36 protein-coding genes are annotated in these 19,368 nt (G+C 38.8%); 35 read left to right on the top strand and 1 reads right to left on the bottom strand.

The genetic code is table 11. From position 1 onward, the window contains the following. Window positions 1-52 precede the first annotated feature (52 nt). Complete coding sequence (locus tag IV84_RS05660) at window positions 53-607, bottom strand: cysteine hydrolase family protein (RefSeq protein WP_046871292.1); 555 nt, start codon at window positions 605-607, stop codon at window positions 53-55. A gap of 313 nt (window positions 608-920) precedes the next feature. On the opposite strand from IV84_RS05660, the gene rpsJ reads away from it, so the two are divergent. The 35 genes from rpsJ to rpsI all read left to right on the top strand — a co-directional run bounded on the left by rpsJ (window position 921) and on the right by rpsI (window position 19,325). Further along, a complete protein-coding gene (gene rpsJ / locus IV84_RS05655; RefSeq protein WP_046871293.1) occupies window positions 921-1,229 on the top strand; it encodes a 30S ribosomal protein S10 in 309 nt (102 codons plus the stop codon). 47 nt (window positions 1,230-1,276) lie between these two features. Further along, window positions 1,277-1,912, top strand: coding sequence for a 50S ribosomal protein L3 (gene rplC, locus IV84_RS05650; protein WP_046871294.1), 636 nt, complete (start codon window positions 1,277-1,279; stop codon window positions 1,910-1,912). Between the two features lie 18 nt (window positions 1,913-1,930). Further along, window positions 1,931-2,554 carry a 50S ribosomal protein L4 gene (rplD, locus tag IV84_RS05645; RefSeq protein WP_046871295.1) on the top strand — a complete coding sequence of 208 codons (624 nt, stop codon included), beginning with the start codon at window positions 1,931-1,933 and terminating at the stop codon, window positions 2,552-2,554. Next, window positions 2,554-2,841: a 50S ribosomal protein L23 gene (gene rplW / locus IV84_RS05640; RefSeq protein WP_046871296.1), complete on the top strand. Its 288-nt coding sequence runs from the start codon at window positions 2,554-2,556 to the stop codon at window positions 2,839-2,841. The genes rplD and rplW overlap by 1 nt, the downstream gene beginning before the upstream one ends. A 26-nt stretch (window positions 2,842-2,867) precedes the next feature. After that, complete coding sequence (gene rplB / locus IV84_RS05635) at window positions 2,868-3,716, top strand: 50S ribosomal protein L2 (RefSeq protein WP_046871297.1); 849 nt, start codon at window positions 2,868-2,870, stop codon at window positions 3,714-3,716. Window positions 3,717-3,743: 27 nt separating this feature from the next. After that, the gene (gene rpsS / locus IV84_RS05630; protein WP_046871298.1) at window positions 3,744-4,034 is read left to right on the top strand and encodes a 30S ribosomal protein S19; all 291 of its coding nucleotides are present in this window, start codon (window positions 3,744-3,746) and stop codon (window positions 4,032-4,034) included. 12 nt (window positions 4,035-4,046) lie between these two features. Continuing rightward, window positions 4,047-4,394 carry a 50S ribosomal protein L22 gene (rplV, locus tag IV84_RS05625; protein WP_046871299.1) on the top strand — a complete coding sequence of 116 codons (348 nt, stop codon included), beginning with the start codon at window positions 4,047-4,049 and terminating at the stop codon, window positions 4,392-4,394. Between the two features lie 12 nt (window positions 4,395-4,406). After that, window positions 4,407-5,078: a 30S ribosomal protein S3 gene (gene rpsC / locus IV84_RS05620; protein WP_056986233.1), complete on the top strand. Its 672-nt coding sequence runs from the start codon at window positions 4,407-4,409 to the stop codon at window positions 5,076-5,078. A 2-nt stretch (window positions 5,079-5,080) separates the two neighbouring features. After that, the gene (rplP, locus tag IV84_RS05615) at window positions 5,081-5,515 is read left to right on the top strand and encodes a 50S ribosomal protein L16 (RefSeq protein WP_046871301.1); all 435 of its coding nucleotides are present in this window, start codon (window positions 5,081-5,083) and stop codon (window positions 5,513-5,515) included. Further along, window positions 5,505-5,699, top strand: a complete 195-nt coding sequence (gene rpmC, locus IV84_RS05610; protein ID WP_046871302.1) for a 50S ribosomal protein L29 — start codon at window positions 5,505-5,507, stop codon at window positions 5,697-5,699. Before rplP ends, rpmC begins: the two co-directional genes overlap by 11 nt. 27 nt (window positions 5,700-5,726) lie before the next feature. Further along, the gene (gene rpsQ, locus IV84_RS05605) at window positions 5,727-5,993 is read left to right on the top strand and encodes a 30S ribosomal protein S17 (protein ID WP_046871303.1); all 267 of its coding nucleotides are present in this window, start codon (window positions 5,727-5,729) and stop codon (window positions 5,991-5,993) included. Between the two features lie 54 nt (window positions 5,994-6,047). Further along, entirely contained in the window at window positions 6,048-6,416 is a 369-nt protein-coding gene (gene rplN / locus IV84_RS05600; RefSeq protein ID WP_046871304.1) for a 50S ribosomal protein L14, read from the top strand. Between the two features lie 33 nt (window positions 6,417-6,449). After that, complete coding sequence (rplX, locus tag IV84_RS05595; RefSeq protein ID WP_046871305.1) at window positions 6,450-6,761, top strand: 50S ribosomal protein L24; 312 nt, start codon at window positions 6,450-6,452, stop codon at window positions 6,759-6,761. A gap of 25 nt (window positions 6,762-6,786) precedes the next feature. Further along, complete coding sequence (gene rplE, locus IV84_RS05590; protein WP_046871306.1) at window positions 6,787-7,329, top strand: 50S ribosomal protein L5; 543 nt, start codon at window positions 6,787-6,789, stop codon at window positions 7,327-7,329. A gap of 18 nt (window positions 7,330-7,347) precedes the next feature. After that, window positions 7,348-7,533, top strand: a complete 186-nt coding sequence (locus tag IV84_RS10690; RefSeq protein WP_074693903.1) for a type Z 30S ribosomal protein S14 — start codon at window positions 7,348-7,350, stop codon at window positions 7,531-7,533. Window positions 7,534-7,566: 33 nt separating this feature from the next. Continuing rightward, window positions 7,567-7,965 (top strand): 30S ribosomal protein S8, encoded by a 399-nt coding sequence (gene rpsH / locus IV84_RS05585; RefSeq protein WP_046871307.1) that lies wholly within the window; start codon window positions 7,567-7,569, stop codon window positions 7,963-7,965. 30 nt (window positions 7,966-7,995) lie between these two features. Further along, window positions 7,996-8,532 carry a 50S ribosomal protein L6 gene (rplF, locus tag IV84_RS05580; RefSeq protein ID WP_046871308.1) on the top strand — a complete coding sequence of 179 codons (537 nt, stop codon included), beginning with the start codon at window positions 7,996-7,998 and terminating at the stop codon, window positions 8,530-8,532. Window positions 8,533-8,568: 36 nt separating this feature from the next. Then, the gene (rplR, locus tag IV84_RS05575; RefSeq protein WP_046871309.1) at window positions 8,569-8,934 is read left to right on the top strand and encodes a 50S ribosomal protein L18; all 366 of its coding nucleotides are present in this window, start codon (window positions 8,569-8,571) and stop codon (window positions 8,932-8,934) included. Between the two features lie 21 nt (window positions 8,935-8,955). Next, window positions 8,956-9,459 (top strand): 30S ribosomal protein S5, encoded by a 504-nt coding sequence (gene rpsE / locus IV84_RS05570; protein ID WP_046871310.1) that lies wholly within the window; start codon window positions 8,956-8,958, stop codon window positions 9,457-9,459. 12 nt (window positions 9,460-9,471) lie between these two features. Next, window positions 9,472-9,654, top strand: a complete 183-nt coding sequence (gene rpmD, locus IV84_RS05565; protein WP_046871311.1) for a 50S ribosomal protein L30 — start codon at window positions 9,472-9,474, stop codon at window positions 9,652-9,654. Window positions 9,655-9,682: 28 nt separating this feature from the next. Beyond that, a complete protein-coding gene (rplO, locus tag IV84_RS05560) occupies window positions 9,683-10,117 on the top strand; it encodes a 50S ribosomal protein L15 (RefSeq protein ID WP_056986232.1) in 435 nt (144 codons plus the stop codon). Continuing rightward, a complete protein-coding gene (secY, locus tag IV84_RS05555) occupies window positions 10,117-11,430 on the top strand; it encodes a preprotein translocase subunit SecY (RefSeq protein ID WP_046871313.1) in 1,314 nt (437 codons plus the stop codon). Before rplO ends, secY begins: the two co-directional genes overlap by 1 nt. A 20-nt stretch (window positions 11,431-11,450) precedes the next feature. After that, window positions 11,451-12,110, top strand: coding sequence for an adenylate kinase (locus tag IV84_RS05550; protein WP_046871314.1), 660 nt, complete (start codon window positions 11,451-11,453; stop codon window positions 12,108-12,110). A gap of 162 nt (window positions 12,111-12,272) precedes the next feature. Further along, window positions 12,273-12,491, top strand: a complete 219-nt coding sequence (gene infA, locus IV84_RS05545; RefSeq protein WP_046871315.1) for a translation initiation factor IF-1 — start codon at window positions 12,273-12,275, stop codon at window positions 12,489-12,491. A 27-nt stretch (window positions 12,492-12,518) separates the two neighbouring features. After that, window positions 12,519-12,638 carry a 50S ribosomal protein L36 gene (rpmJ, locus tag IV84_RS05540; protein WP_011668476.1) on the top strand — a complete coding sequence of 40 codons (120 nt, stop codon included), beginning with the start codon at window positions 12,519-12,521 and terminating at the stop codon, window positions 12,636-12,638. A gap of 20 nt (window positions 12,639-12,658) precedes the next feature. Continuing rightward, complete coding sequence (gene rpsM / locus IV84_RS05535; RefSeq protein ID WP_046871316.1) at window positions 12,659-13,024, top strand: 30S ribosomal protein S13; 366 nt, start codon at window positions 12,659-12,661, stop codon at window positions 13,022-13,024. Between the two features lie 21 nt (window positions 13,025-13,045). Continuing rightward, window positions 13,046-13,435, top strand: a complete 390-nt coding sequence (gene rpsK / locus IV84_RS05530) for a 30S ribosomal protein S11 (RefSeq protein WP_046871317.1) — start codon at window positions 13,046-13,048, stop codon at window positions 13,433-13,435. Window positions 13,436-13,517: 82 nt separating this feature from the next. Continuing rightward, complete coding sequence (locus IV84_RS05525; protein WP_056986231.1) at window positions 13,518-14,462, top strand: DNA-directed RNA polymerase subunit alpha; 945 nt, start codon at window positions 13,518-13,520, stop codon at window positions 14,460-14,462. 21 nt (window positions 14,463-14,483) lie between these two features. After that, window positions 14,484-14,867 (top strand): 50S ribosomal protein L17, encoded by a 384-nt coding sequence (gene rplQ / locus IV84_RS05520; protein ID WP_046871319.1) that lies wholly within the window; start codon window positions 14,484-14,486, stop codon window positions 14,865-14,867. Window positions 14,868-15,100: 233 nt separating this feature from the next. Then, window positions 15,101-15,937, top strand: coding sequence for an energy-coupling factor ABC transporter ATP-binding protein (locus tag IV84_RS05515; RefSeq protein WP_056986230.1), 837 nt, complete (start codon window positions 15,101-15,103; stop codon window positions 15,935-15,937). Next, window positions 15,913-16,785, top strand: coding sequence for an energy-coupling factor ABC transporter ATP-binding protein (locus IV84_RS05510; RefSeq protein WP_046871321.1), 873 nt, complete (start codon window positions 15,913-15,915; stop codon window positions 16,783-16,785). The genes IV84_RS05515 and IV84_RS05510 overlap by 25 nt, the downstream gene beginning before the upstream one ends. Then, window positions 16,778-17,575, top strand: a complete 798-nt coding sequence (locus IV84_RS05505; RefSeq protein ID WP_081036080.1) for an energy-coupling factor transporter transmembrane component T family protein — start codon at window positions 16,778-16,780, stop codon at window positions 17,573-17,575. Before IV84_RS05510 ends, IV84_RS05505 begins: the two co-directional genes overlap by 8 nt. Before the next feature lie 10 nt (window positions 17,576-17,585). Further along, window positions 17,586-18,353 carry a tRNA pseudouridine(38-40) synthase TruA gene (gene truA / locus IV84_RS05500; RefSeq protein ID WP_046871323.1) on the top strand — a complete coding sequence of 256 codons (768 nt, stop codon included), beginning with the start codon at window positions 17,586-17,588 and terminating at the stop codon, window positions 18,351-18,353. A 121-nt stretch (window positions 18,354-18,474) separates the two neighbouring features. After that, window positions 18,475-18,918 (top strand): 50S ribosomal protein L13, encoded by a 444-nt coding sequence (gene rplM, locus IV84_RS05495; protein ID WP_056986228.1) that lies wholly within the window; start codon window positions 18,475-18,477, stop codon window positions 18,916-18,918. A gap of 14 nt (window positions 18,919-18,932) precedes the next feature. Beyond that, complete coding sequence (gene rpsI / locus IV84_RS05490) at window positions 18,933-19,325, top strand: 30S ribosomal protein S9 (protein ID WP_046871325.1); 393 nt, start codon at window positions 18,933-18,935, stop codon at window positions 19,323-19,325. The last annotated feature ends 43 nt before the right edge of the window (window positions 19,326-19,368 follow it).

Below are 19,368 nucleotides of genomic sequence, written 5' to 3'. Positions count from 1 at the left end.
TATTCACCAATACCAGAAAGTGTAGACCCACTGTTTGGAGGGTTCTTTTTTGTTAAACAATTTCTGCGCCTAAACATGTTTTGAAATGATTCATTGCCCATTTGTGGCCAACAGGATCAAAACTTGCGACGCCATTTTCAGGAATTCTAAGTTGATAATCAAGATTATACGCAGAGATAGCTGTGTGAAGAATACAGATATCGGTACAAACACCAACTAAAGTTAATTTTTCAATATGTCGACTGCGTAAAAAATTATCTAAATTTGTATTTACAAACGCACTGTATCGATTTTTGTCGAAATAATAAACTTTTGAACTTCTTTTATTTTCGTTATACCAACCTTGCACTTGACCATAAAGTTCATGACCCCATGTATTTTCAAGATTGTGAGGTGGAAAAAGTTTGGTTTCGGGATGAAAAACGTCATTTTTTTCGTGTAAATCGGTTGGAAAAATCACATAATCATCGTTTTGCTTAAATTTATTTGCTAGTTTGATAATTTCAGGTTCAATGAGTTGACCTGATTGTCCAGTTGTTAGGGAACCTTGGTCCGCAACAAAATCATTTGTATAGTCTATAATAAGTAAAGCTTGTGGTGTTTTCATTAAGAATTCCTCCAATTTATTTTCCATTATAAAGGTTCTTAAACGAGAAAAACATCTTTATACAATGTTACAAATTTATTACAGTTTGTAGAACTAACAAGTATTTAGCGAAAAGTGCTTGTAAAAGCCTGCTATATCGAGTAATATGGACAAGTACTTGAGTTTTAAGGGGATAATTCTGTCCGCTAATTCAAGGAAAACAAGGAGCTTTGATGTGAAAGGTTGCGACACACCCGGCCGCTTTGCCATGAGGTGTGGCGGTAATTTTCACGGAGCAAGTCTCATTTTTAAAATAGACGAAGGAGGTAACACAATGGCAAAACAAAAAATTCGTATCCGTTTAAAGGCATACGAACATCGCATTTTAGATCAATCCGCAGACAAGATCGTTGAGACGGCAAAAAGAACTGGTGCCACAATTTCTGGTCCAATTCCATTACCAACTGAACGTACAATCTACACGGTTTTGAGTTCACCGCATAAATTCAAAAAGGCACGTGAACAATTTGAAATGCGCACACATAAGCGTTTGATCGATATCGTTAACCCAACGCCAAAGACAGTCGACTCATTAATGAAGTTAGACTTGCCAAGTGGTGTTGATATTGAAATTAAGCTTTAATTTTTAGATTTACATTTTAGTAAGATAAATATATTGGAGGTGTACTCATGACCAAAAAAGGAATCTTAGGAAAAAAGATTGGTATGACCCAAGTCTTTACAGATAACGGTGAATTAGTTCCCGTTACCGTTGTTGATACAACGCCAAACGTTGTATTACAAGTTAAAACCGTTGAAAGTGATGGTTATAACGCAGTGCAATTAGGGTTCGATGACAAACGCAAAGTGCTAAGCAACAAACCTGAACAAGGACATGTTGCAAAAGCAAATACGAATCCTAAGCGGTTCATCCATGAAGTCAGAGATGTTGCGCTGGACGATTTAAAAGTCGGAGATACAATTAGTGCTGACTTATTCGCAGCAGGCGATATTGTTGACGTCACAGGTACTACTAAGGGACATGGTTTCCAAGGTAATATCAAAAAAGATGGACAACATATTGGTCCGATGGCACATGGCTCCCGTTATCATCGTCGTCCAGGTTCTCTCGGTGCAATTATTAACCGTGTTTTCCCTGGAAAGAAGTTACCAGGACGAATGGGTAACAATACACGAACAATTCAAAACCTTGAAATCGTAAAGGCAGATACAGAAAATAACGTATTACTGATTAAGGGAAATGTCCCTGGATCAAAGAGCTCATTCTTAGTTGTTAAGAATGCAGTTAAGCCACACAAAAAGTAGAAAGGAGGACTAAATTAAATGACAAGCGTATCTTTATATAAACAAGATGGTACAAAGAATGGCGAAGTTGAATTAAATTCTGACATCTTTGGTATCACACCAAACGACAATGTGATTTTTGAAGCTGTGATTATGCAACGTGCATCAATGCGCCAAGGCACACATGCTGTTAAAAATCGTAGTGCTGTTCGTGGTGGTGGAAGAAAGCCATGGCGTCAGAAGGGAACCGGTCGAGCACGACAAGGTTCAATCCGTTCGCCACAATGGCGCGGCGGTGGTATCGTATTCGGTCCCACACCTCGTTCATATGCTTACAAATTGCCAAAGAAAATGCGTCGTTTAGCACTGAAGTCAGTACTTTCACAAAAGGTATTGGATGACAGTTTGTTAGTTGTTGATGACTATAGCTTTGACCAACCAAAAACAAAAGCTTTTGCTCAATCACTCAACAGCTTAAAAGTTTCGACGAAAGCATTATTAGTCCTTGAAGAAGATAATGAAGCAACTGCTCGTGCAGCTCGTAATCTTGAAAACATCAAAATCGTTTCACCAAGTGGTGTTAATGTATTAGATGTTATCAATAACGACAAGCTAGTTATCACTAAAAAGGCTCTTTCTCAAGTAGAGGAGGCTCTCGCATAATGGAATCTCGTGATGTAATTTTACGTCCAGTAGTCACTGAAGCATCAATGGCTGAAATGGACAACAAGCGCTACACATTTGATGTTGATACTCATGCAACCAAGACAGAAGTTAAAAAGGCTGTCGCAGACGTTTTTGACGTTACGGTTGTTAAAGTTAACATTATGAATGTTAAAGGAAAGTTGAAGCGTCAGGGACGTTATTCTGGTTATACCAAGAAACGTCGTAAGGCAATTGTTACTTTGTCTGCTGACTCAAAAGAAATCAAATTATTCGACGAAGAATAATAAAAAAATTATAGGAGGAAAAACACGTGGGGATTAAGAAATTTAAACCAACGACAAATGCTCGTCGTGGCATGACACAGCTTGATTATAGCGAAATCACCAAGACGACTCCTGAAAAATCGTTACTCGAATCTCAAAAACACACGGCTGGACGTAATAACTCTGGTCGGATGACAGTTCGTCATCGTGGCGGTGGTAACAAGCGTCAGTACCGTGTTATTGATTTCAAACGAATCAAGGACGATGTTGCTGCAACAGTTAAAGCTATCGAATATGATCCAAATCGAACTGCTAATATCGCCTTAATTGGTTACGATGATGGTACTAAAGCATATATCATTGCACCAAAAGGATTGAAGGTTGGAGACAAGGTTCAATCTGGAGTTAATGCTGATATTAAGGTTGGAAATACATTGCCTTTATCAGAGATTCCCGTTGGTACTATTATTCATAATATTGAATTAAAACCTGGCAAGGGCGGTCAATTAGCTCGTTCTGCTGGTGCCTCAGCTCAGTTGCTTGGCAAGGAAGGCAAATATGTACTTGTACGTTTAGCTTCTTCAGAAGTTCGTATGATTCTATCTGCTGGCCGTGCAACTATTGGAGCCGTTGGTAATGAGGAACATGAACTTGTTAACGTTGGTAAAGCAGGACGTACGCGTTATGCTGGTCAACGTCCACATGTCCGTGGATCTGTAATGAACCCTAACGACCATCCACATGGTGGTGGTGAAGGTAAGGCACCTATTGGTCTTCCATCTCCTCTTTCACCTTGGGGTAAGAAGACAATTGGTAAGAAAACACGTAACAAACGTAGCAAATCGAATAAATTTATCGTTCGTGGTCGTAAGCGCGGTCGCTTAGGTAATATTTAGTCAAATTTCCCTAAAGGAGGTTTCATAATGGGTCGTAGTTTAAAAAAAGGACCATTTGCAGATGAGCATCTTTTGAAAAAGATTGATGCACAAAAGGGTCAAGATAAAAAGTCTGTAATTAAAACATGGTCACGTCGTTCTACAATTTTTCCAAGCTTTATTGGATATACAATTGCTGTTTATGATGGTAGAAAACATGTCCCTGTTTATATCCAGGATGACATGGTTGGTCATAAGCTTGGTGAGTTTGTGCCTACTCGTACATTCCATGGTCATGGTAATGGTACCGATGATAAGAAGACGACAGTTGCTAAATAAGGAGGATGAATCATGGCTGAACAAGTAACATCTGCACATGCAACTGCAAAGACTGTTCGCGTTGCCGCTCGTAAGGTTCGTTTAGTAGTCGATCTTATTAGAGGGAAGAGCGTCGCAGAAGCAATTGCAACTCTTAAATTTACACCAAGAGGCGCATCACCAATAGTAGAAAAAGTTTTAATGTCTGCTATCGCAAATGCTGAAAATAACTTTGATTTAGATCGTGAAGATTTGGTTGTAAGTGAAGCTTATGTTAATGAAGGACCAACGTTAAAACGTTTCCGTCCTCGAGCAAAAGGTTCTGCTTCACCAATCAACAAGCGAACAAGTCATATTACAGTAGTCGTATCTGAGAAATAGGAGGGAACACGCGTGGGTCAAAAAGTAAATCCAAATGGATTTCGTGTTGGAATCATCCGTGACTGGGAAGCAAAATGGTATGCTGAAAAAGATTTTGCTAACTACTTACGTGAAGATTTACAAATCCGTAAATTCATCTCAACTAAGCTTGCCGACGCATCTGTTTCCAATGTAGAAATCGAACGCGCTGCAAATCGTGTTAACGTTTCTATCCATACCGCAAAACCTGGTATGGTCATTGGAAAAGGCGGATCCGAAGTAGAAAGCTTACGTAAACAATTAAATGAACTTACAGGTAAACGAGTTCATATTAATATTATTGAAATTAAGAAGCCTGATTTAGATGCTAAATTAGTTGGCGAAAACATTGCTGCTCAACTTGAAGGTCGTGTAGCTTTCCGTCGTGCAATGAAACAATCTATGCAACGGACAATGCGTGCCGGTGCTAAAGGTATTAAAACTCAAGTTTCAGGACGTCTAAACGGAGCTGATATGTCCCGTGTAGAGCATTACTCTGAAGGAACTGTACCTTTGCATACATTACGTGCTGACGTTGATTATGCTTGGGTCGAAGCAAGTACAACATACGGTAGTTTAGGTGTTAAAACTTGGATCTACCGTGGTGAAATCTTGCCAGAAGTAAAAAGTTCTAAAGGAAATTCTAAAGAACAAGGAGGGAAATAGTCATGCTAGTACCAAAACGAGTTAAGTTCCGTCGTGTACATCGTGGTAAGATGCGTGGTGCCGCAAAGGGCGGTAAGACTGTTACTTTCGGCGATTATGGTTTGCAGGCTTTGGATTCACATTGGATCTCAAACCGTCAAATTGAAGCTGCCCGTGTTGCTATGAACCGTCACATGAAACGTGGTGGTAAGGTTTGGATTAAAATTTTCCCTCATAAGTCTTACACTTCTAAAGGTGTAGGTGTTCGTATGGGTAATGGTAAAGGTACTCCTGAAGGATGGGTAGCACCAGTAAAACGTGAAAAAGTGATGTTCGAAATTGGTGGCGTTGATGAAGCAACTGCACGTGAAGCTTTACGTCTTGCCTCAATGAAACTACCAGTAAGAACTAAGATCATCAAACGCGAGGAAGTAGGTGGCGAATCAGATGAAGGCTAAAGAAATTAATGAATTAACCACTGATGAGATGCTTAAAAAGGAACAAGATTATAAAGACGAGCTTTTTAATTTACGTTTTCAATTAGCTACTGGCCAATTAGAAAATACAGCTCGTTTGAAGCAAGTTCGTAAGAATATTGCTCGAATTAAAACTGTTTTACGTCAAAAAGAGTTAAGTAAGTAGAAGAATACGAAGGGAGGAATATAACAGATGAGTGAAGAACGTAACTCTCGCAAAGTATATCAGGGACGAGTTATTTCCGATAAAATGGAAAAAACAATCACCGTTGAAGTTAGTACTACTAAGATGCATCCCGTTTATGGCAAACGTGTTAAGTATTCAAAGAAATATAAGGCACATGATGAAAATAACGAAGCTAAAGTTGGCGATATCGTAAAAATTATGGAAACACGTCCGTTGTCCGCAACAAAACGTTTTCGATTGATTGATATTGTTGAGAAAGCAGTTATTCTCTAATTTTGTTATTTAATTTCGTATTCTGATACAAAAGATGGAAGGAGGACACTAACTGTGATCCAACAAGAAAGTCGTTTAAAAGTTGCTGATAATTCTGGAGCACGTGAAATTTTAGTAATTAAAGTTTTAGGTGGTTCTCGTGTTAAATTTGGTTATATTGGTGATACAATTGTTGCTACTGTCAAACAAGCAACACCAGGTGGCGTTGTCAAAAAGGGTGACGTTGTCAAGGCTGTTGTCGTTCGTACAAAAGACGGTGCACATCGTGCTGATGGTTCATACATCAAATTTGATGAAAATGCTGCAGTCCTAATTAAAGATGATAAGAGCCCACAAGGAACACGTATCTTTGGCCCAGTTGCACGTGAATTGCGTGACAAGGATTTCATGAAGATTGTTTCTTTGGCCCCTGAAGTATTGTAATTAAGGATTGGATCGAAGGAGGTGCAACACGACATGTTCGTAAAAAATGGTGACAAAGTTCGCGTAATCAGCGGCAAAGAAAAAGGCAAGGAAGGTACAATTACAAAAATCCTTGCTGATAAAAATCGCGTTGTTGTTAAAGACGTAAATAAAGTTAAAAAACATCAAAAAGCAAACAACTCTAATCCACAAGGTGGCATTATTGATGTAGAAGCTGCAATTGATGCTTCTAACGTGATGTTAATTGATCCATCTACAAATGAACCTACTCGTGTAGGCTACAAAGTAGTAGATGGTAAAAAAGTACGTTTTGCTAAAAAATCTGGCGAAACCATTGATAAATAATTCATGAAAGGAGGAAAAATTTTTCATGTCTAACCGTTTAAAAGAAAAATATGTTAAAGAAGTTACCCCAGAACTCATGAAGAAGTTTGATTATACTTCAGTTATGCAGGCACCTAAGGTTGATAAGATCGTTTTGAACATGGGTGTTGGTGATGCAACAACAAATGCTAAGAACCTTGATGAAGCTGTTGAGGAATTAACTTTAATCTCTGGTCAAAAGCCATTGGTTACAAAAGCTAAAAAATCAATTGCTGGCTTCCGTTTACGTGAAGGTATGTCTATTGGTGCAAAAGTTACGCTCCGTGGTGAACGTATGTATGACTTCTTAGATAAGTTAATCAACGTTTCATTACCACGTGTTCGTGATTTCCATGGTATCAGTGCAAAAGCATTCGATGGCCGTGGTAACTATACACTTGGGGTTCGTGAACAATTAATCTTCCCTGAAATTGATTATGATAATGTTAACCATGTTCGTGGTTTAGATATCGTTATCGTAACAACTGCAGAGTCAGATGAAGAATCTCGTGAATTGTTGGCACAAATGGGAATGCCATTCGAAAAGTAAACGAAGGGAGCAATTAACTTGGCAAAAAAATCATTAGTTATTAAGAGTCAACGTCCTGCAAAGTATTCGACACAGAACTACACACGTTGTGAACGTTGTGGCCGTCCACACTCTGTATATCGTAAATTTCATCTTTGCCGTATTTGCCTTCGCGAATTAGCTCATGAAGGCCAAATTCCTGGCATGAAAAAAGCAAGCTGGTAAAATTATATCGGAGTAAAAGGAGGGTAAACATTAATGTCTATGACTGATCCTATTGCAGATTTCTTAACACGTATTCGTAACGCCAACATGGTGCGTCATGAATCATTAGAAGTTCCTGCATCAAAAATCAAACGTGATATTGCTGAAATTCTTAAGAATGAAGGCTTTATCAAGAACATCGAATATGTCGATGATGACAAACAAGGTATCATTCGCGTGTTCCTTAAATATGGTAAGAATAAAGAACGAGTTATTACTGGCTTAAAACGTATTTCCAAACCAGGTTTACGTTCATATGTTAAAGCTGATGATGTACCTAAGGTTTTGAATGGCTTAGGTATTGCAATCATTTCAACATCTGAAGGTGTAATCACTGATAAAGAAGCCCGCGCTAAAAAAGTCGGTGGCGAAGTATTAGCTTACGTTTGGTAAAATTTTAAAAAGTAAGGAGGTGCCATTAAATTGAGTCGTATTGGTTATAAAGCTGTAGAAATCCCATCAGGTGTAGAAGTTAAAACCGATGGTGATCAAGTAACTGTCAAAGGTCCTAAGGGTACGTTAACACGTACTGTTAGCATGGAAATCACAATGACTGTTAAAGACAACGTGGTTACATTTGACCGTCCAAGTAATGATAATAAAATGCGTGCCCTACATGGTGCAACTCGTGCCAACTTCAATAATATGGTTGAAGGTGTTACTAAGGGTTACAAAAAAGAACTACAATTAGTTGGTGTTGGATATCGTGCACAACTTAAAGGAAAAACATTAGTTTTGAATTTAGGTTATTCTAACCCAGTTGAATTGGAAACCCCTGCTGATATTCAGTTAGAGGTCCCTGACAATACACATATTAATATCAGTGGAATTAGCAAACAGCATGTTGGTGATTTTGCTGCAGAAATTCGTGCTGTTCGTTCTCCAGAACCTTATAAAGGTAAAGGTGTTCGCTATGTTGGTGAATATGTTCGTCTTAAAGAAGGTAAAACTGGTAAGTAATGCTGCCTAAGGCTAATCGTTAGAAAAATTCTAGAGGTGAAAATTGTGATTTCAAAACCAGATAAAAATAAAACACGACAAAGACGTCATTTGCGTGTTCGTAACAAGATTTCTGGGACTGCAGAGTGCCCACGCTTAAATGTATATCGTTCAAATAAAAACATCTACGCTCAAGTGATTGACGACGTAGCGGGTGTAACGCTAGCAAGTGCCTCAACATTGGACAGTGAAGTTAGTGGAGATTCAAAGACTGAACAAGCAAGTTCTGTTGGTGCTTTAGTTGCAAAACGAGCAACAGCAAAGAAAATCGAAAAGGTCGTTTTTGATCGTGGCGGTTATTTATACCACGGCCGAGTTGAAGCATTAGCTGAAGCTGCTCGTGAAAACGGACTTAAATTCTAAGATAAGGAGGGAATACCGTACATGTCGAATTATATCGATCCAGAAAAGTTAGACTTGGAAGACCGTGTTGTTTCTATCAACCGTGTAACAAAGGTTGTTAAAGGTGGACGTCGTCTTCGTTTTGCTGCTTTAGTTGTTGTTGGCGATAAAAATGGTCACGTTGGTTTTGGTACTGGTAAAGCTCAAGAAGTTCCAGAAGCTATTCGTAAGGCTGTTGATAATGCCACAAAGAGTTTGGTCCAAGTACCAATTATTGGCACAACCATCCCTCACGAAATCATCGGTGAGTTTGGTGGTGGACGCATTCTATTGAAGCCTGCTGAAGAAGGTTCTGGTGTTGCATCCGGTGGTGCTGTTCGTGCCGTTATGGAACTTGCAGGAGTTGATGATGTTACAAGTAAGCGTTTAGGTTCAAATACACCTGTTAACGTAATTCGTGCAACATTTGAAGGCTTGAAGGGTTTACGTAGTGCTGATGAAATTGCTGCTTTACGTGGCGTTTCGGCAGAGCACTTGGCTGAATAAGGAGGAACAATGATGGCTCAATTAAAAATTACACTTATTAAAAGTGCGGTACATCGCCTCCCAAAGCAACGCAAGATTGTTAAAGAATTAGGTTTGGGACGGGTTAATAGCTCAGTTGTCTTACCTAATAATGAGGCGACTCGTGGTGCAATTTTCCTTATTGCCCATTTAATCGAAGTTGAAGAAGTTAAATAATTAGATAAGTTAGGAGGTGCTGAAACTTATGAAGTTAAATGAATTAAAACCTAGCGAAGGTTCTCGTCGCGAACGCAACCGTCTTGGCCGTGGAACATCATCTGGTAATGGTAAAACATCTGGACGTGGTCAAAAGGGACAAAAGGCACGTAGCAAGGTTCGTTTGGGCTTTGAAGGTGGCCAAATGCCACTTTATCGTCGTATTCCCAAACGTGGATTTACTAATATTAATCGTAAGGAATATGCGATCGTTAACCTTGATGACTTAAATGCATTTGATGAGGGTGCTGAAGTTACACCAGAAGCACTTTTCAAAGCAGGAGTTGTTAAGAAAGAACTTACTGGTGTCAAGGTTCTTAGTAATGGTGAATTATCAAAGAAACTTACAGTTAAAGCTAACAAGTTCTCAGAAAGTGCAGTAAAAGCAATTGAAGCAGCAGGCGGCAAAACTGAGGTGATTTAATGCTATCGACTATCAAAAACGCTTTTAAAGTAAAGGATATTAGAAATAAAATTCTGTTTACACTGGGTGTTTTGATTGTTTATCGTTTAGGCTCGTATATCACAGTTCCTGGGATTAACGCCAAAGCATTACAAAGTGTTGCTTCCTCTGGATTGGTCGGGATCTTAAATACCTTTAGTGGTGGTGGCTTATCCAATTATTCTATTTTTGCGATGGGAGTTTCCCCATACATCACGGCTCAAATTGTTATTCAGCTTTTACAAATGGACATTGTGCCCAGGTTTGTTGAGTGGAGTAAGCAAGGTGAAGTTGGTCGTCGTAAACTTAATCAAGCTACAAGATATTTAACAATTGTTTTGGCATTTGTTCAATCAGTCGGAATTACGGCTGGGTTTAATGCTTTAAGTAGTTTAAACCTAGTTCAAAATCCTGGTGTCCAAACTTATATGACAATTGGATTAATTTTAACTGGTGGAACAATGTTAGCAACTTGGATGGGTGATATGATTACCGATCGAGGCCTTGGAAATGGGGTTTCAATTCTAATTTTTGCCGGGATTATTGCTCGGACACCAACGAGTTTATACCAAATCTATCAAGAACAATTTGTCGACACGCCAAGGAGTGAATGGTGGAGTAGTTTCATATTTGTTGGAGTTCTGATTATTGCAGTTCTGGCCATTGTTATATTTGTTACTTGGGTTCAACAGGCTAGTCGGCATGTACCAATTCAGTACACACGCCGTGCTGCTGCAGCTCCAGACAGTAGTTATTTACCATTAAAGGTAAATGTTGCTGGTGTTATTCCAGTTATTTTTGCAAGTTCGTTTATCGCGACGCCACAAACAATTTTGATGGCGTTTGCGAATAATCATGCGCAAGATACCTGGTACAAAGTTTTGTCAAACGTGTTCAATATGCAGACAACAGATGGTGCAATTCTATATACCTTCCTGATTGTTGTTTTCACTTTCTTCTATGCTTTTGTTCAGGTTAATCCTGAGAAGTTGGCAGAGAATTTGCAGAAACAGGGAAGTTATATTCCTGGGGTTTGGCCTGGTCATGAAACGCAGAGTTATATCTCTCATTTGTTGATTCGCTTATCAGTTGTTGGTTCGTTATTTTTGGGATTGGTTTCATTGATTCCATTAATTGCGCAAGACCTCTGGAATTTGGATGAATCAATTGGATTAGGTGGAACCAGCTTACTAATTGTTGTTGGTGTTGCAATTGAAATTATCAGTCAAATTGATGGCTTAATGATGAAACGTGAATACGTTGGATTCATTAGAACACCAAAACAGACCGATTAAAAACGGAGGACAAACATAAGATGACTACACTTAATCTTGTTTTAATGGGATTACCTGGTGCTGGAAAAGGAACTCAAGCACAAAAAATAGTTGAAGAATTTAAAATTCCTCACATTTCTACTGGTGACATTTTTCGAGCAGCAATGAAGAATGAAACTGAGATGGGAATTGAGGCAAAAAAATTTATTGATCAAGGTAATTTAGTTCCTGATTCTGTGACAGATGGAATTGTGGCAGATCGCTTGGCAGAGGATGACACAAATGTTGGTTTTATGCTTGACGGATACCCAAGAAATCTTGAACAAGCTCAGGCATTAGATTCGATGACGGCTAAACTAAATAAACCAATTAGTGCGGTTATCAATATTCATGTTGATGCAAATGTGCTAGTTGAACGTCTGTCAGGTCGATTCATCTGTAAGAACTGTGGTGCAACTTATCATAAGTTGTACAATAAGCCAAAGGTAGAAGGAACTTGTGATGTTTGTGGTCACCATGAATTTTACCAACGTGAAGATGATAAACCTGAGACCGTAAAAAATCGTATCGAGGTTAATACAAAATTGAATACACCACTCATTGATTTTTATAATGAGAAGAAGTTATTATATACAGTTAATGGTGATCAAGATATCAATGATGTATACCAAGAAATTCAAAAGGTATTACGAGCTATCTAATGCTTGCCTGTTCGTTATTATTGGTCAATTTTGTTTGTTTGCAAATGAAATTACCTTATGGTAAACTTGTTCAGGTTTAGCTTATAGTACTTTTAAAGGACAATAAGCGCTTGAACGAAATGAATTTGTAAAAAAATCAGTAAAAAATGGGAGGCACATTTAGTGGCAAAAGATAATGTCATTGAAATTGAAGGTAAGGTTAAAGAAAGCTTACCTAATGCGATGTTTAAGGTTGAACTCGAAAATGGTCATGAGATATTAGCACACGTTTCTGGAAAAATTCGGATGCATTATATTCGAATTTTACCTGGAGACAAAGTAACTGTGGAAATGTCGCCATATGATCTTTCAAAGGGTCGTATTACCTATCGTTTCAGATAAGTTTAACGTTTTTTAGGAGGAATATTCATGAAAGTACGTCCATCAGTAAAACCAATGTGTGAACATTGTAAAGTAATTAAACGTAAAGGACGCGTTATGGTTATTTGCTCAGCAAATCCCAAACATAAACAACGTCAAGGAAAATAATAAGCTGGAGGTGAAATTTAATGGCTCGTATTGCAGGTGTTGATTTACCACGTGATAAACGAATCGTGATTGCTTTAACATATATTTTTGGTATCGGAAATACGACTGCTCAAAAGATCTTAAAGGATGCTGGCGTCTCTGAAGACGTTCGTGTTCGTGATCTTGCTGCTGATGACGAAGATAAAGTTCGTGCAGAAGTTGATAAGTATCGTGTTGAAGGAGATCTTCGTCGGTCTGTAAGTCTTGATATCAAGCGTCTCCAAGAGATTGGTTCATATCGTGGCATGCGTCATCGTCGTGGACTTCCAGTTCGTGGTCAAAACACGAAGAATAATGCACGTACTCGTAAAGGCAAAAAAGTTTCAATTGCCGGAAGAAAGAAATAATAAATAAAGGAGGCTAGCATATTGGCAACCAGAAAGACTTCTCGTAAGCGTCGAGTAAGAAAGAATATTGAAGCTGGAGTGGCACATATTCACTCAACTTTTAACAATACATTAGTTATGATTACAGATCCTCAAGGAAATGCTGTTGCATGGTCATCAGCAGGTTCACTTGGATTTAAAGGTAGTCGTAAATCGACTCCATTCGCTGCTCAATTAGCTGCTGAATCTGCAGCTAAAGCAGCAATGGAACACGGTATGAAAACCGTTGAAGTTGCTGTTAAGGGCCCTGGTTCTGGCCGTGAATCTGCTATTCGGGCACTTCAATCCACTGGATTAGAAGTATCTGCAATTCGCGATGTCACACCAGTTCCTCATAATGGTTCTCGTCCTCCAAAGCGTCGTCGTGTATAGTGCGTCAATTTTTTGAGGGATAACTTCATGATGCATTCAGAATTAATATGCACAACGCGTTTTGAAAGGGGTAAAGATAAGAATGATCGAATTTGAAAAACCAAACATTCATAAAATTGATGAGAATGTCAATTACGGCAAGTTTGTCGTTGAACCGCTCGAACGTGGGTATGGAACAACTTTAGGCAATTCATTGCGTCGTATTTTGTTGTCATCATTACCGGGTGCAGCGGTTACAAGCATTCAAATTGATGGCGTTCTTCATGAGTTTTCATCAATTGAAGGCGTAGTTGAAGATGTCACACAAATCATCTTAAACATTAAAAAGGTTTCTTTAAAGATCGAAAGTGATGACGAAAAATCTTTAGAGATTGATGTTAAGGGTCCTGCTACCGTCACTGCTGGTGACATTCAAGGTGACAGCGATGTTGAGATTCTTAATCCAGATCAGTATATTTGTACCGTTGCCGATGGTGTGACTTTTCATGCCATATTGACAGCTGATACAGGTCGTGGTTATGTTTCAGCTGATGAAAACAAGGCTCGCAAGGATGATATGCCAATTGGTGTGCTTCCAATCGATTCCATTTATACCCCAATCGAGCGTGTCAATTATCAAGTTGAAAACACACGTGTTGGTCAACGGGATGACTATGATAAGCTTACCTTGGATGTTTGGACTGACGGTTCAATTACTCCTAGTGAGGCTACTAGTCTTTCAGCAAAAATTCTAACAGAACATTTGGCTTTATTTGTTAATTTAACTGATGAAGCTAAAGATGCTGAAATCATGGTCGAAAAGGAAGAAACACATAAAGAAAAAATGTTAGAGATGTCTATTGAGGAGCTTGATTTATCCGTTCGTTCATACAATTGTTTGAAACGTGCTGGAATCAATACTGTTCAGGAACTAACTGACAAAACTGAAGCACAAATGATGAAAGTTAGAAATCTCGGGCGTAAATCCCTGGAAGAGGTTAAAGTTAAATTAACTGACCTTGGACTTTCGTTACGCAATGAAGACTAATTATAAGGAGGGTTTCCATTCATGGGCTATCGTAAATTAGGTCGTAATAGTTCACAACGCAAGGCTTTGCTTCGTGACTTGACCACTAACTTAATTGTTAATGAAAAAATTGTTACGACTGAAGCACGCGCTAAAGAAGTTCGGTCAACTACCGATAAAATGATTACATTAGGCAAACGTGGGGATTTAAACGCACGTCGTCAAGCTGCCGCTTTTCTTCGTAATGTAGTTGCTGACGTTTCTGAAGAGGCTGATGAGGTTAAAGTTACTTCTGCACTTCAAAAATTGTTTGATGATTTAGCTACTCGTTATGCTGACCGTAAAGGTGGGTATACACGAATTCTTAAGACTATGCCTCGCCGCGGAGACGCTGCACCAATGGTTATCTTGGAATTTGTTGACTAAATATTCAGAAGAATGTTTAAATTTTTAAATTAACAAATTTATCACTAAAAGTTGTGGTAGGGTGCAATGATGTTGGAATTTATTCCGAGTCTAGCCCACGGTTAATACCTAGTATTAACTATCACTTCTTTTCAGTGATTTTTTTGTATCTACATAAGTAAGTAAAAGTATACTAGGTAGCAGGTTTTGGTATGTTAAAATAGAAAAAATAACTATCAAGGGAATGTTCTCAAATGAATGAAATGATTAAGGTTTCACATTTAACTTATGCATATACTCAAAATAGCCAGCCTGCTTTGGATGATGTGTCTTTTACAATTTCCAGTGGTGACTGGGTAGCAATTGTAGGGCACAATGGGAGTGGTAAAAGTACATTAGCACAAGCTCTTGATGGTTTGATTGATTTTAAACTTGGGAATATCTGGGTTGATGGAACTAAATTAACAGAGCAAAGTGTGTGGACGGTTCGAAGTAATATCGGTATGATTTTTCAAAATCCCGATAATCAGTTTGTCGGAGCAACCGTTGAAGATGATGTGGCATTTGGGCTAGAAAACATGGCTGTTCCGCATGATGAAATGCAAGCGCGTGTTGATGAAGCATTATCAGAAGTGCATATGAGTGATTTTCGCCGCAAACAGCCGGAGCAATTGTCTGGCGGTCAGAAACAACGAGTAGCACTTGCTGGAGTTATTGCGATGCAGCCTAAGATTATTATTTTGGATGAAGCAACTAGTATGCTGGATCCGGTTGGACGACGTGAAATTCTTGGTGTGATTCGAAAATTAAAAAAACGGTTAGGAATAACGGTGTTGTCCATTACTCATGAAATTGATGAAACTACTGATGCTGATAAAATTATTGTGTTGAATGATGGCAAAATCGTTAGCACTGGGGCACCGGAAACAATTTATAGTCATAGTGGTCTACTATTGAAATTAGGACTTGATGTTCCTTATTCACAACGACTAAAACGTGAATTAACCCAACGTCACATAAAGACCCCCGAAACTTATTTTGATGAGGAAGGAATGGTGGACTGGTTATGGCAATCACTTTTAAAGAAGTAACTTACACCTATTCACCGGGGACACCATTTGAGTTTCAAGCTTTAAAAAATATTTCGACCAAAATTGAGGACAATTCCGTTACCGCTGTGATTGGTCACACTGGTAGTGGAAAATCGACCTTTCTGCAACATTTAAATGCCTTATTAAAGCCTACGGGTGGTACTGTCATGATTGGCAATACCACGATCACTTCTGAAACCAGTAATAAGAACTTGAAGCCCTTGCGCAAAAAAGTAGGAATTGTTTTCCAATTTCCTGAGAATCAATTATTTGCGGAAACGGTAGAAAAAGACATTGCATTTGGGCCAGAAAATTTTGGTAGCACGGCTGAAGAAGCTAGTAAGATTGCCAAAGAAATGATTACCCTAGTTGGTTTACCGGAATCGGTTCTTTCCCGCTCTCCATTTGAGTTATCTGGTGGGCAGATGCGGCGAGTGGCGATTGCAGGAGTGCTAGCGATGCATCCGGAGGTTTTGGTTCTGGATGAGCCAACAGCTGGGTTAGACCCAGGTGGTCGGCGTGAAATCATGCAACTTTTTGGTGATCTACAAAAAAAACAGAAATTTACAATCGTTTTAGTTACTCATCAAATGGAAGATGTTGCTAATTATGCAGACCACGTGATCGTGATGGAACATGGCAAAATTGTCAAAGAAGGTAGTCCCCGTGCTGTTTTTGCGAACGTTGAATGGTTACATGAAAAGCAATTGGACGTTCCCGCAAGCACAGAATTTGCCTTTGAAATGCAAAAACGAGGATTCCAATTTACGCGACTACCGTTAACAGAATCTGAGTTGGCTGATGATATTGCTGACTTTTTTAAGAAACGAGGCCAAACTCATGAATAAAATTTTATTTGGTCGCTATATTCCGTTAGATTCTTTTGTGCATCGTATGGATCCAAGGTCAAAATTAATTTTAAGCTTTTTATATGTAATCGTGATTTTCTTTGCAAACAACTGGTGGATCTATCTATTAATGGCAGTTGTGGCGTTTGTAAGTATTTTGGCTTCTAAAATTAATTTTAAATTATTTGTGGATGGTGTCATGCCGTTGCTTTGGATCATTGCCTTTACCATGGTGATTCAAATCCTGTTTGGAACTGGTGGTCAAACCTATTGGCATTGGGGAATTTTTTCAATCACGAGTGTGGGAATTTTAAACGCAGCGTACATTTTTGTGCGGTTTACACTTATTATTTTAATCTCGACCTTGTTAACCTTATCAACGTCACCAATTCAGATTTCTGATGCCTTAGAATCTTTATTAATGCCGCTTAGAAAAATTCATTTTCCTGTCTATGAAGTTGCGTTAATGCTTTCAATTGCCTTACGGTTTGTGCCATCCTTGATGGATGAAACGGAAACAATTATGAATGCGCAACGAGCTCGCGGTGTTGATTTTGGAACTGGAAATATTATTCAACGGTTAAAAAAAATAATTCCAATCCTGATTCCTTTATTCGTGAGTGCGTTTAATCGTGCTGAGGACCTTGCGACAGCAATGGAAGCACGAGGATATCGAGGAGGAGCAGGGAGAACTAAGTACCGCTTATTAAAATGGGAAACTCGGGATACATTGGCAACTCTGGTTTATTCATTAATGGCCATTGGTGTATTTGCGCTTCGACTACTTTAAGGAGATTTCTATGTACCGTTATAAAATTACAATTGCCTACGATGGAACTAATTTTGCAGGTTTTCAAAAACAACCCAAGCAGCGTACTATTCAAGAAACTTTAGAGCGAGCTGTGAATAAAATTGCCAAAAAGCCAGCCAAATTAATTAAGGTGTATGGATCAGGACGTACAGATGCCGGTGTCCATGCGCTAGGACAGGTAGTTCACTTTGATATTCCTTTTTCCCTATCAGATAATGCTATGTTGCATGCTTTAAATAGTCTTTTGCCATTAGATATTGAAGTCTTGAATGCCCGGCAGATATCGTCTGAATTTCATGCGCAATATAGTACCCAAGGAAAACGGTATCGCTATCGGCTTGCTTTAGGCGAGTTTATCGATCCTTTTAAACGTAATTATACGGGCCACTGGAAGCTTTCGTTGGATTTGAAGGCTATTCAGGCAGCTTTACCTGATTTGATTGGAGAACACGATTTTACAAGCTTCTGTGCGGCTGGTGGTCATACTAAAACAAACATTCGTGAAATTTATGAAGCAACGGCGGTTTATGATAAAATTCAAAATGAGATTATTTTTGAATTTTATGGGAGTGGCTTTCTTTATAATATGGTGCGCATCATGGTGGCCGTCTTAACTGAAATTGGCAGTGGTAAACGTCCGGAACATGATATTTTGCGTTTGTTTAAGGTAAAAGATCGCAATCAAGCACGTGGAACAGCACCAGCAAGTGGTCTTTATTTAAAAAAAGTGTATTATCCAGAGAAATTTAGCAAATGATTATTGACTTTAGTGGGGTAAATTAGTAAAATTAAATTTGGTATTGTTTACCTCCACAAATAGGCCCCGGAAACTTATTATAAAGTTGAGTTAAACAAAACAGAAATTGGAGGAATTACAAGTGCGTACAACATATTTAGCAAAACCAGGCGAGGTAGATCGCAAATGGTACGTAGTAGATGCTACAGATATTCCTTTGGGACGTCTAGCAAGTACAGTTGCATCTATTTTATGCGGTAAAAACAAACCAATATTCACACCTAACGTTGATACAGGTGACTATGTCATCGTTGTGAATGCTGCAAACATCAAATTAACAGGTCGTAAGGCAACACGTAAATTCTATTATCACCATTCTAATCACCCAGGTGGTTTAAAAACTAAGACTGCTGGTGAAGTTCGTGATAAGACTCCTGAAAGATTAATTGAGATGTCAGTTAAGGGGATGCTTCCTCATAACTCACTTGGTCATAAAATGGGACTCAAATTACATGTCTATGCTGGCTCAGAACATGATCACCAAGCTCAACAACCTGAAAAGCTTGATATCACAAACTTAATTTAAGGAGGAAACGAATTTTGGCAGAAGCACAATATCGCGGCACTGGTCGCCGTAAAAACTCTGTTGCACGTGTACGTCTTGTACCCGGAACAGGTAAAATTACTGTAAATGATAAAGCAATTGAAGATTACATTCCATTTGCTAACTTACGTCAAGTTGTTATCCAACCATTTGAAGTTACAGAAACAACTGGTAATTATGACGTACTTGTAAATGTTAATGGTGGTGGTTTCTCTGGACAATCAGGTGCTATTCGTCATGGAATTGCACGGGCATTGCTCGGTGTAGACCCTGACTTCCGTACACCTTTGAAACGTGCTGGTCTCTTAACTCGTGACCCTCGTATGAAGGAACGTAAGAAATACGGTCTTAAAAAGGCTCGTAAAGCAGGTCAGTTCTCAAAACGTTAAGATTATTTTTTCAGGGTCTCTGTCAAATCGTATTGGTGGAGAT

It is taken from the genome of Pediococcus damnosus, assembly GCF_001437255.1.
Taxonomy (GTDB): domain Bacteria; phylum Bacillota; class Bacilli; order Lactobacillales; family Lactobacillaceae; genus Pediococcus; species Pediococcus damnosus.
This window is presented reverse-complemented; position numbering and strand designations above follow the sequence as displayed.

What these genes read in the sequence shown, in the direction of transcription:
- IV84_RS05660 (WP_046871292.1), bottom strand. Translation starts at nt 607, where the DNA reads ATGAAAACACCACAAGCTTTACTTATTATAGACTATACAAATGATTTT.
- rpsJ (WP_046871293.1), top strand. Translation starts at nt 921, where the DNA reads ATGGCAAAACAAAAAATTCGTATCCGTTTAAAGGCATACGAACATCGC.
- rplC (WP_046871294.1), top strand. Translation starts at nt 1,277, where the DNA reads ATGACCAAAAAAGGAATCTTAGGAAAAAAGATTGGTATGACCCAAGTC.
- rplD (WP_046871295.1), top strand. Translation starts at nt 1,931, where the DNA reads ATGACAAGCGTATCTTTATATAAACAAGATGGTACAAAGAATGGCGAA.
- rplW (WP_046871296.1), top strand. Translation starts at nt 2,554, where the DNA reads ATGGAATCTCGTGATGTAATTTTACGTCCAGTAGTCACTGAAGCATCA.
- rpsS (WP_046871298.1), top strand. Translation starts at nt 3,744, where the DNA reads ATGGGTCGTAGTTTAAAAAAAGGACCATTTGCAGATGAGCATCTTTTG.
- rplV (WP_046871299.1), top strand. Translation starts at nt 4,047, where the DNA reads ATGGCTGAACAAGTAACATCTGCACATGCAACTGCAAAGACTGTTCGC.
- rplP (WP_046871301.1), top strand. Translation starts at nt 5,081, where the DNA reads ATGCTAGTACCAAAACGAGTTAAGTTCCGTCGTGTACATCGTGGTAAG.
- rpmC (WP_046871302.1), top strand. Translation starts at nt 5,505, where the DNA reads ATGAAGGCTAAAGAAATTAATGAATTAACCACTGATGAGATGCTTAAA.
- rpsQ (WP_046871303.1), top strand. Translation starts at nt 5,727, where the DNA reads ATGAGTGAAGAACGTAACTCTCGCAAAGTATATCAGGGACGAGTTATT.
- rplX (WP_046871305.1), top strand. Translation starts at nt 6,450, where the DNA reads ATGTTCGTAAAAAATGGTGACAAAGTTCGCGTAATCAGCGGCAAAGAA.
- rplE (WP_046871306.1), top strand. Translation starts at nt 6,787, where the DNA reads ATGTCTAACCGTTTAAAAGAAAAATATGTTAAAGAAGTTACCCCAGAA.
- rpsH (WP_046871307.1), top strand. Translation starts at nt 7,567, where the DNA reads ATGTCTATGACTGATCCTATTGCAGATTTCTTAACACGTATTCGTAAC.
- rpsE (WP_046871310.1), top strand. Translation starts at nt 8,956, where the DNA reads ATGTCGAATTATATCGATCCAGAAAAGTTAGACTTGGAAGACCGTGTT.
- rpmD (WP_046871311.1), top strand. Translation starts at nt 9,472, where the DNA reads ATGGCTCAATTAAAAATTACACTTATTAAAAGTGCGGTACATCGCCTC.
- rplO (WP_056986232.1), top strand. Translation starts at nt 9,683, where the DNA reads ATGAAGTTAAATGAATTAAAACCTAGCGAAGGTTCTCGTCGCGAACGC.
- secY (WP_046871313.1), top strand. Translation starts at nt 10,117, where the DNA reads ATGCTATCGACTATCAAAAACGCTTTTAAAGTAAAGGATATTAGAAAT.
- IV84_RS05550 (WP_046871314.1), top strand. Translation starts at nt 11,451, where the DNA reads ATGACTACACTTAATCTTGTTTTAATGGGATTACCTGGTGCTGGAAAA.
- rpmJ (WP_011668476.1), top strand. Translation starts at nt 12,519, where the DNA reads ATGAAAGTACGTCCATCAGTAAAACCAATGTGTGAACATTGTAAAGTA.
- rpsM (WP_046871316.1), top strand. Translation starts at nt 12,659, where the DNA reads ATGGCTCGTATTGCAGGTGTTGATTTACCACGTGATAAACGAATCGTG.
- IV84_RS05525 (WP_056986231.1), top strand. Translation starts at nt 13,518, where the DNA reads ATGATCGAATTTGAAAAACCAAACATTCATAAAATTGATGAGAATGTC.
- rplQ (WP_046871319.1), top strand. Translation starts at nt 14,484, where the DNA reads ATGGGCTATCGTAAATTAGGTCGTAATAGTTCACAACGCAAGGCTTTG.
- IV84_RS05515 (WP_056986230.1), top strand. Translation starts at nt 15,101, where the DNA reads ATGAATGAAATGATTAAGGTTTCACATTTAACTTATGCATATACTCAA.
- IV84_RS05510 (WP_046871321.1), top strand. Translation starts at nt 15,913, where the DNA reads ATGGCAATCACTTTTAAAGAAGTAACTTACACCTATTCACCGGGGACA.
- IV84_RS05505 (WP_081036080.1), top strand. Translation starts at nt 16,778, where the DNA reads ATGAATAAAATTTTATTTGGTCGCTATATTCCGTTAGATTCTTTTGTG.
- truA (WP_046871323.1), top strand. Translation starts at nt 17,586, where the DNA reads ATGTACCGTTATAAAATTACAATTGCCTACGATGGAACTAATTTTGCA.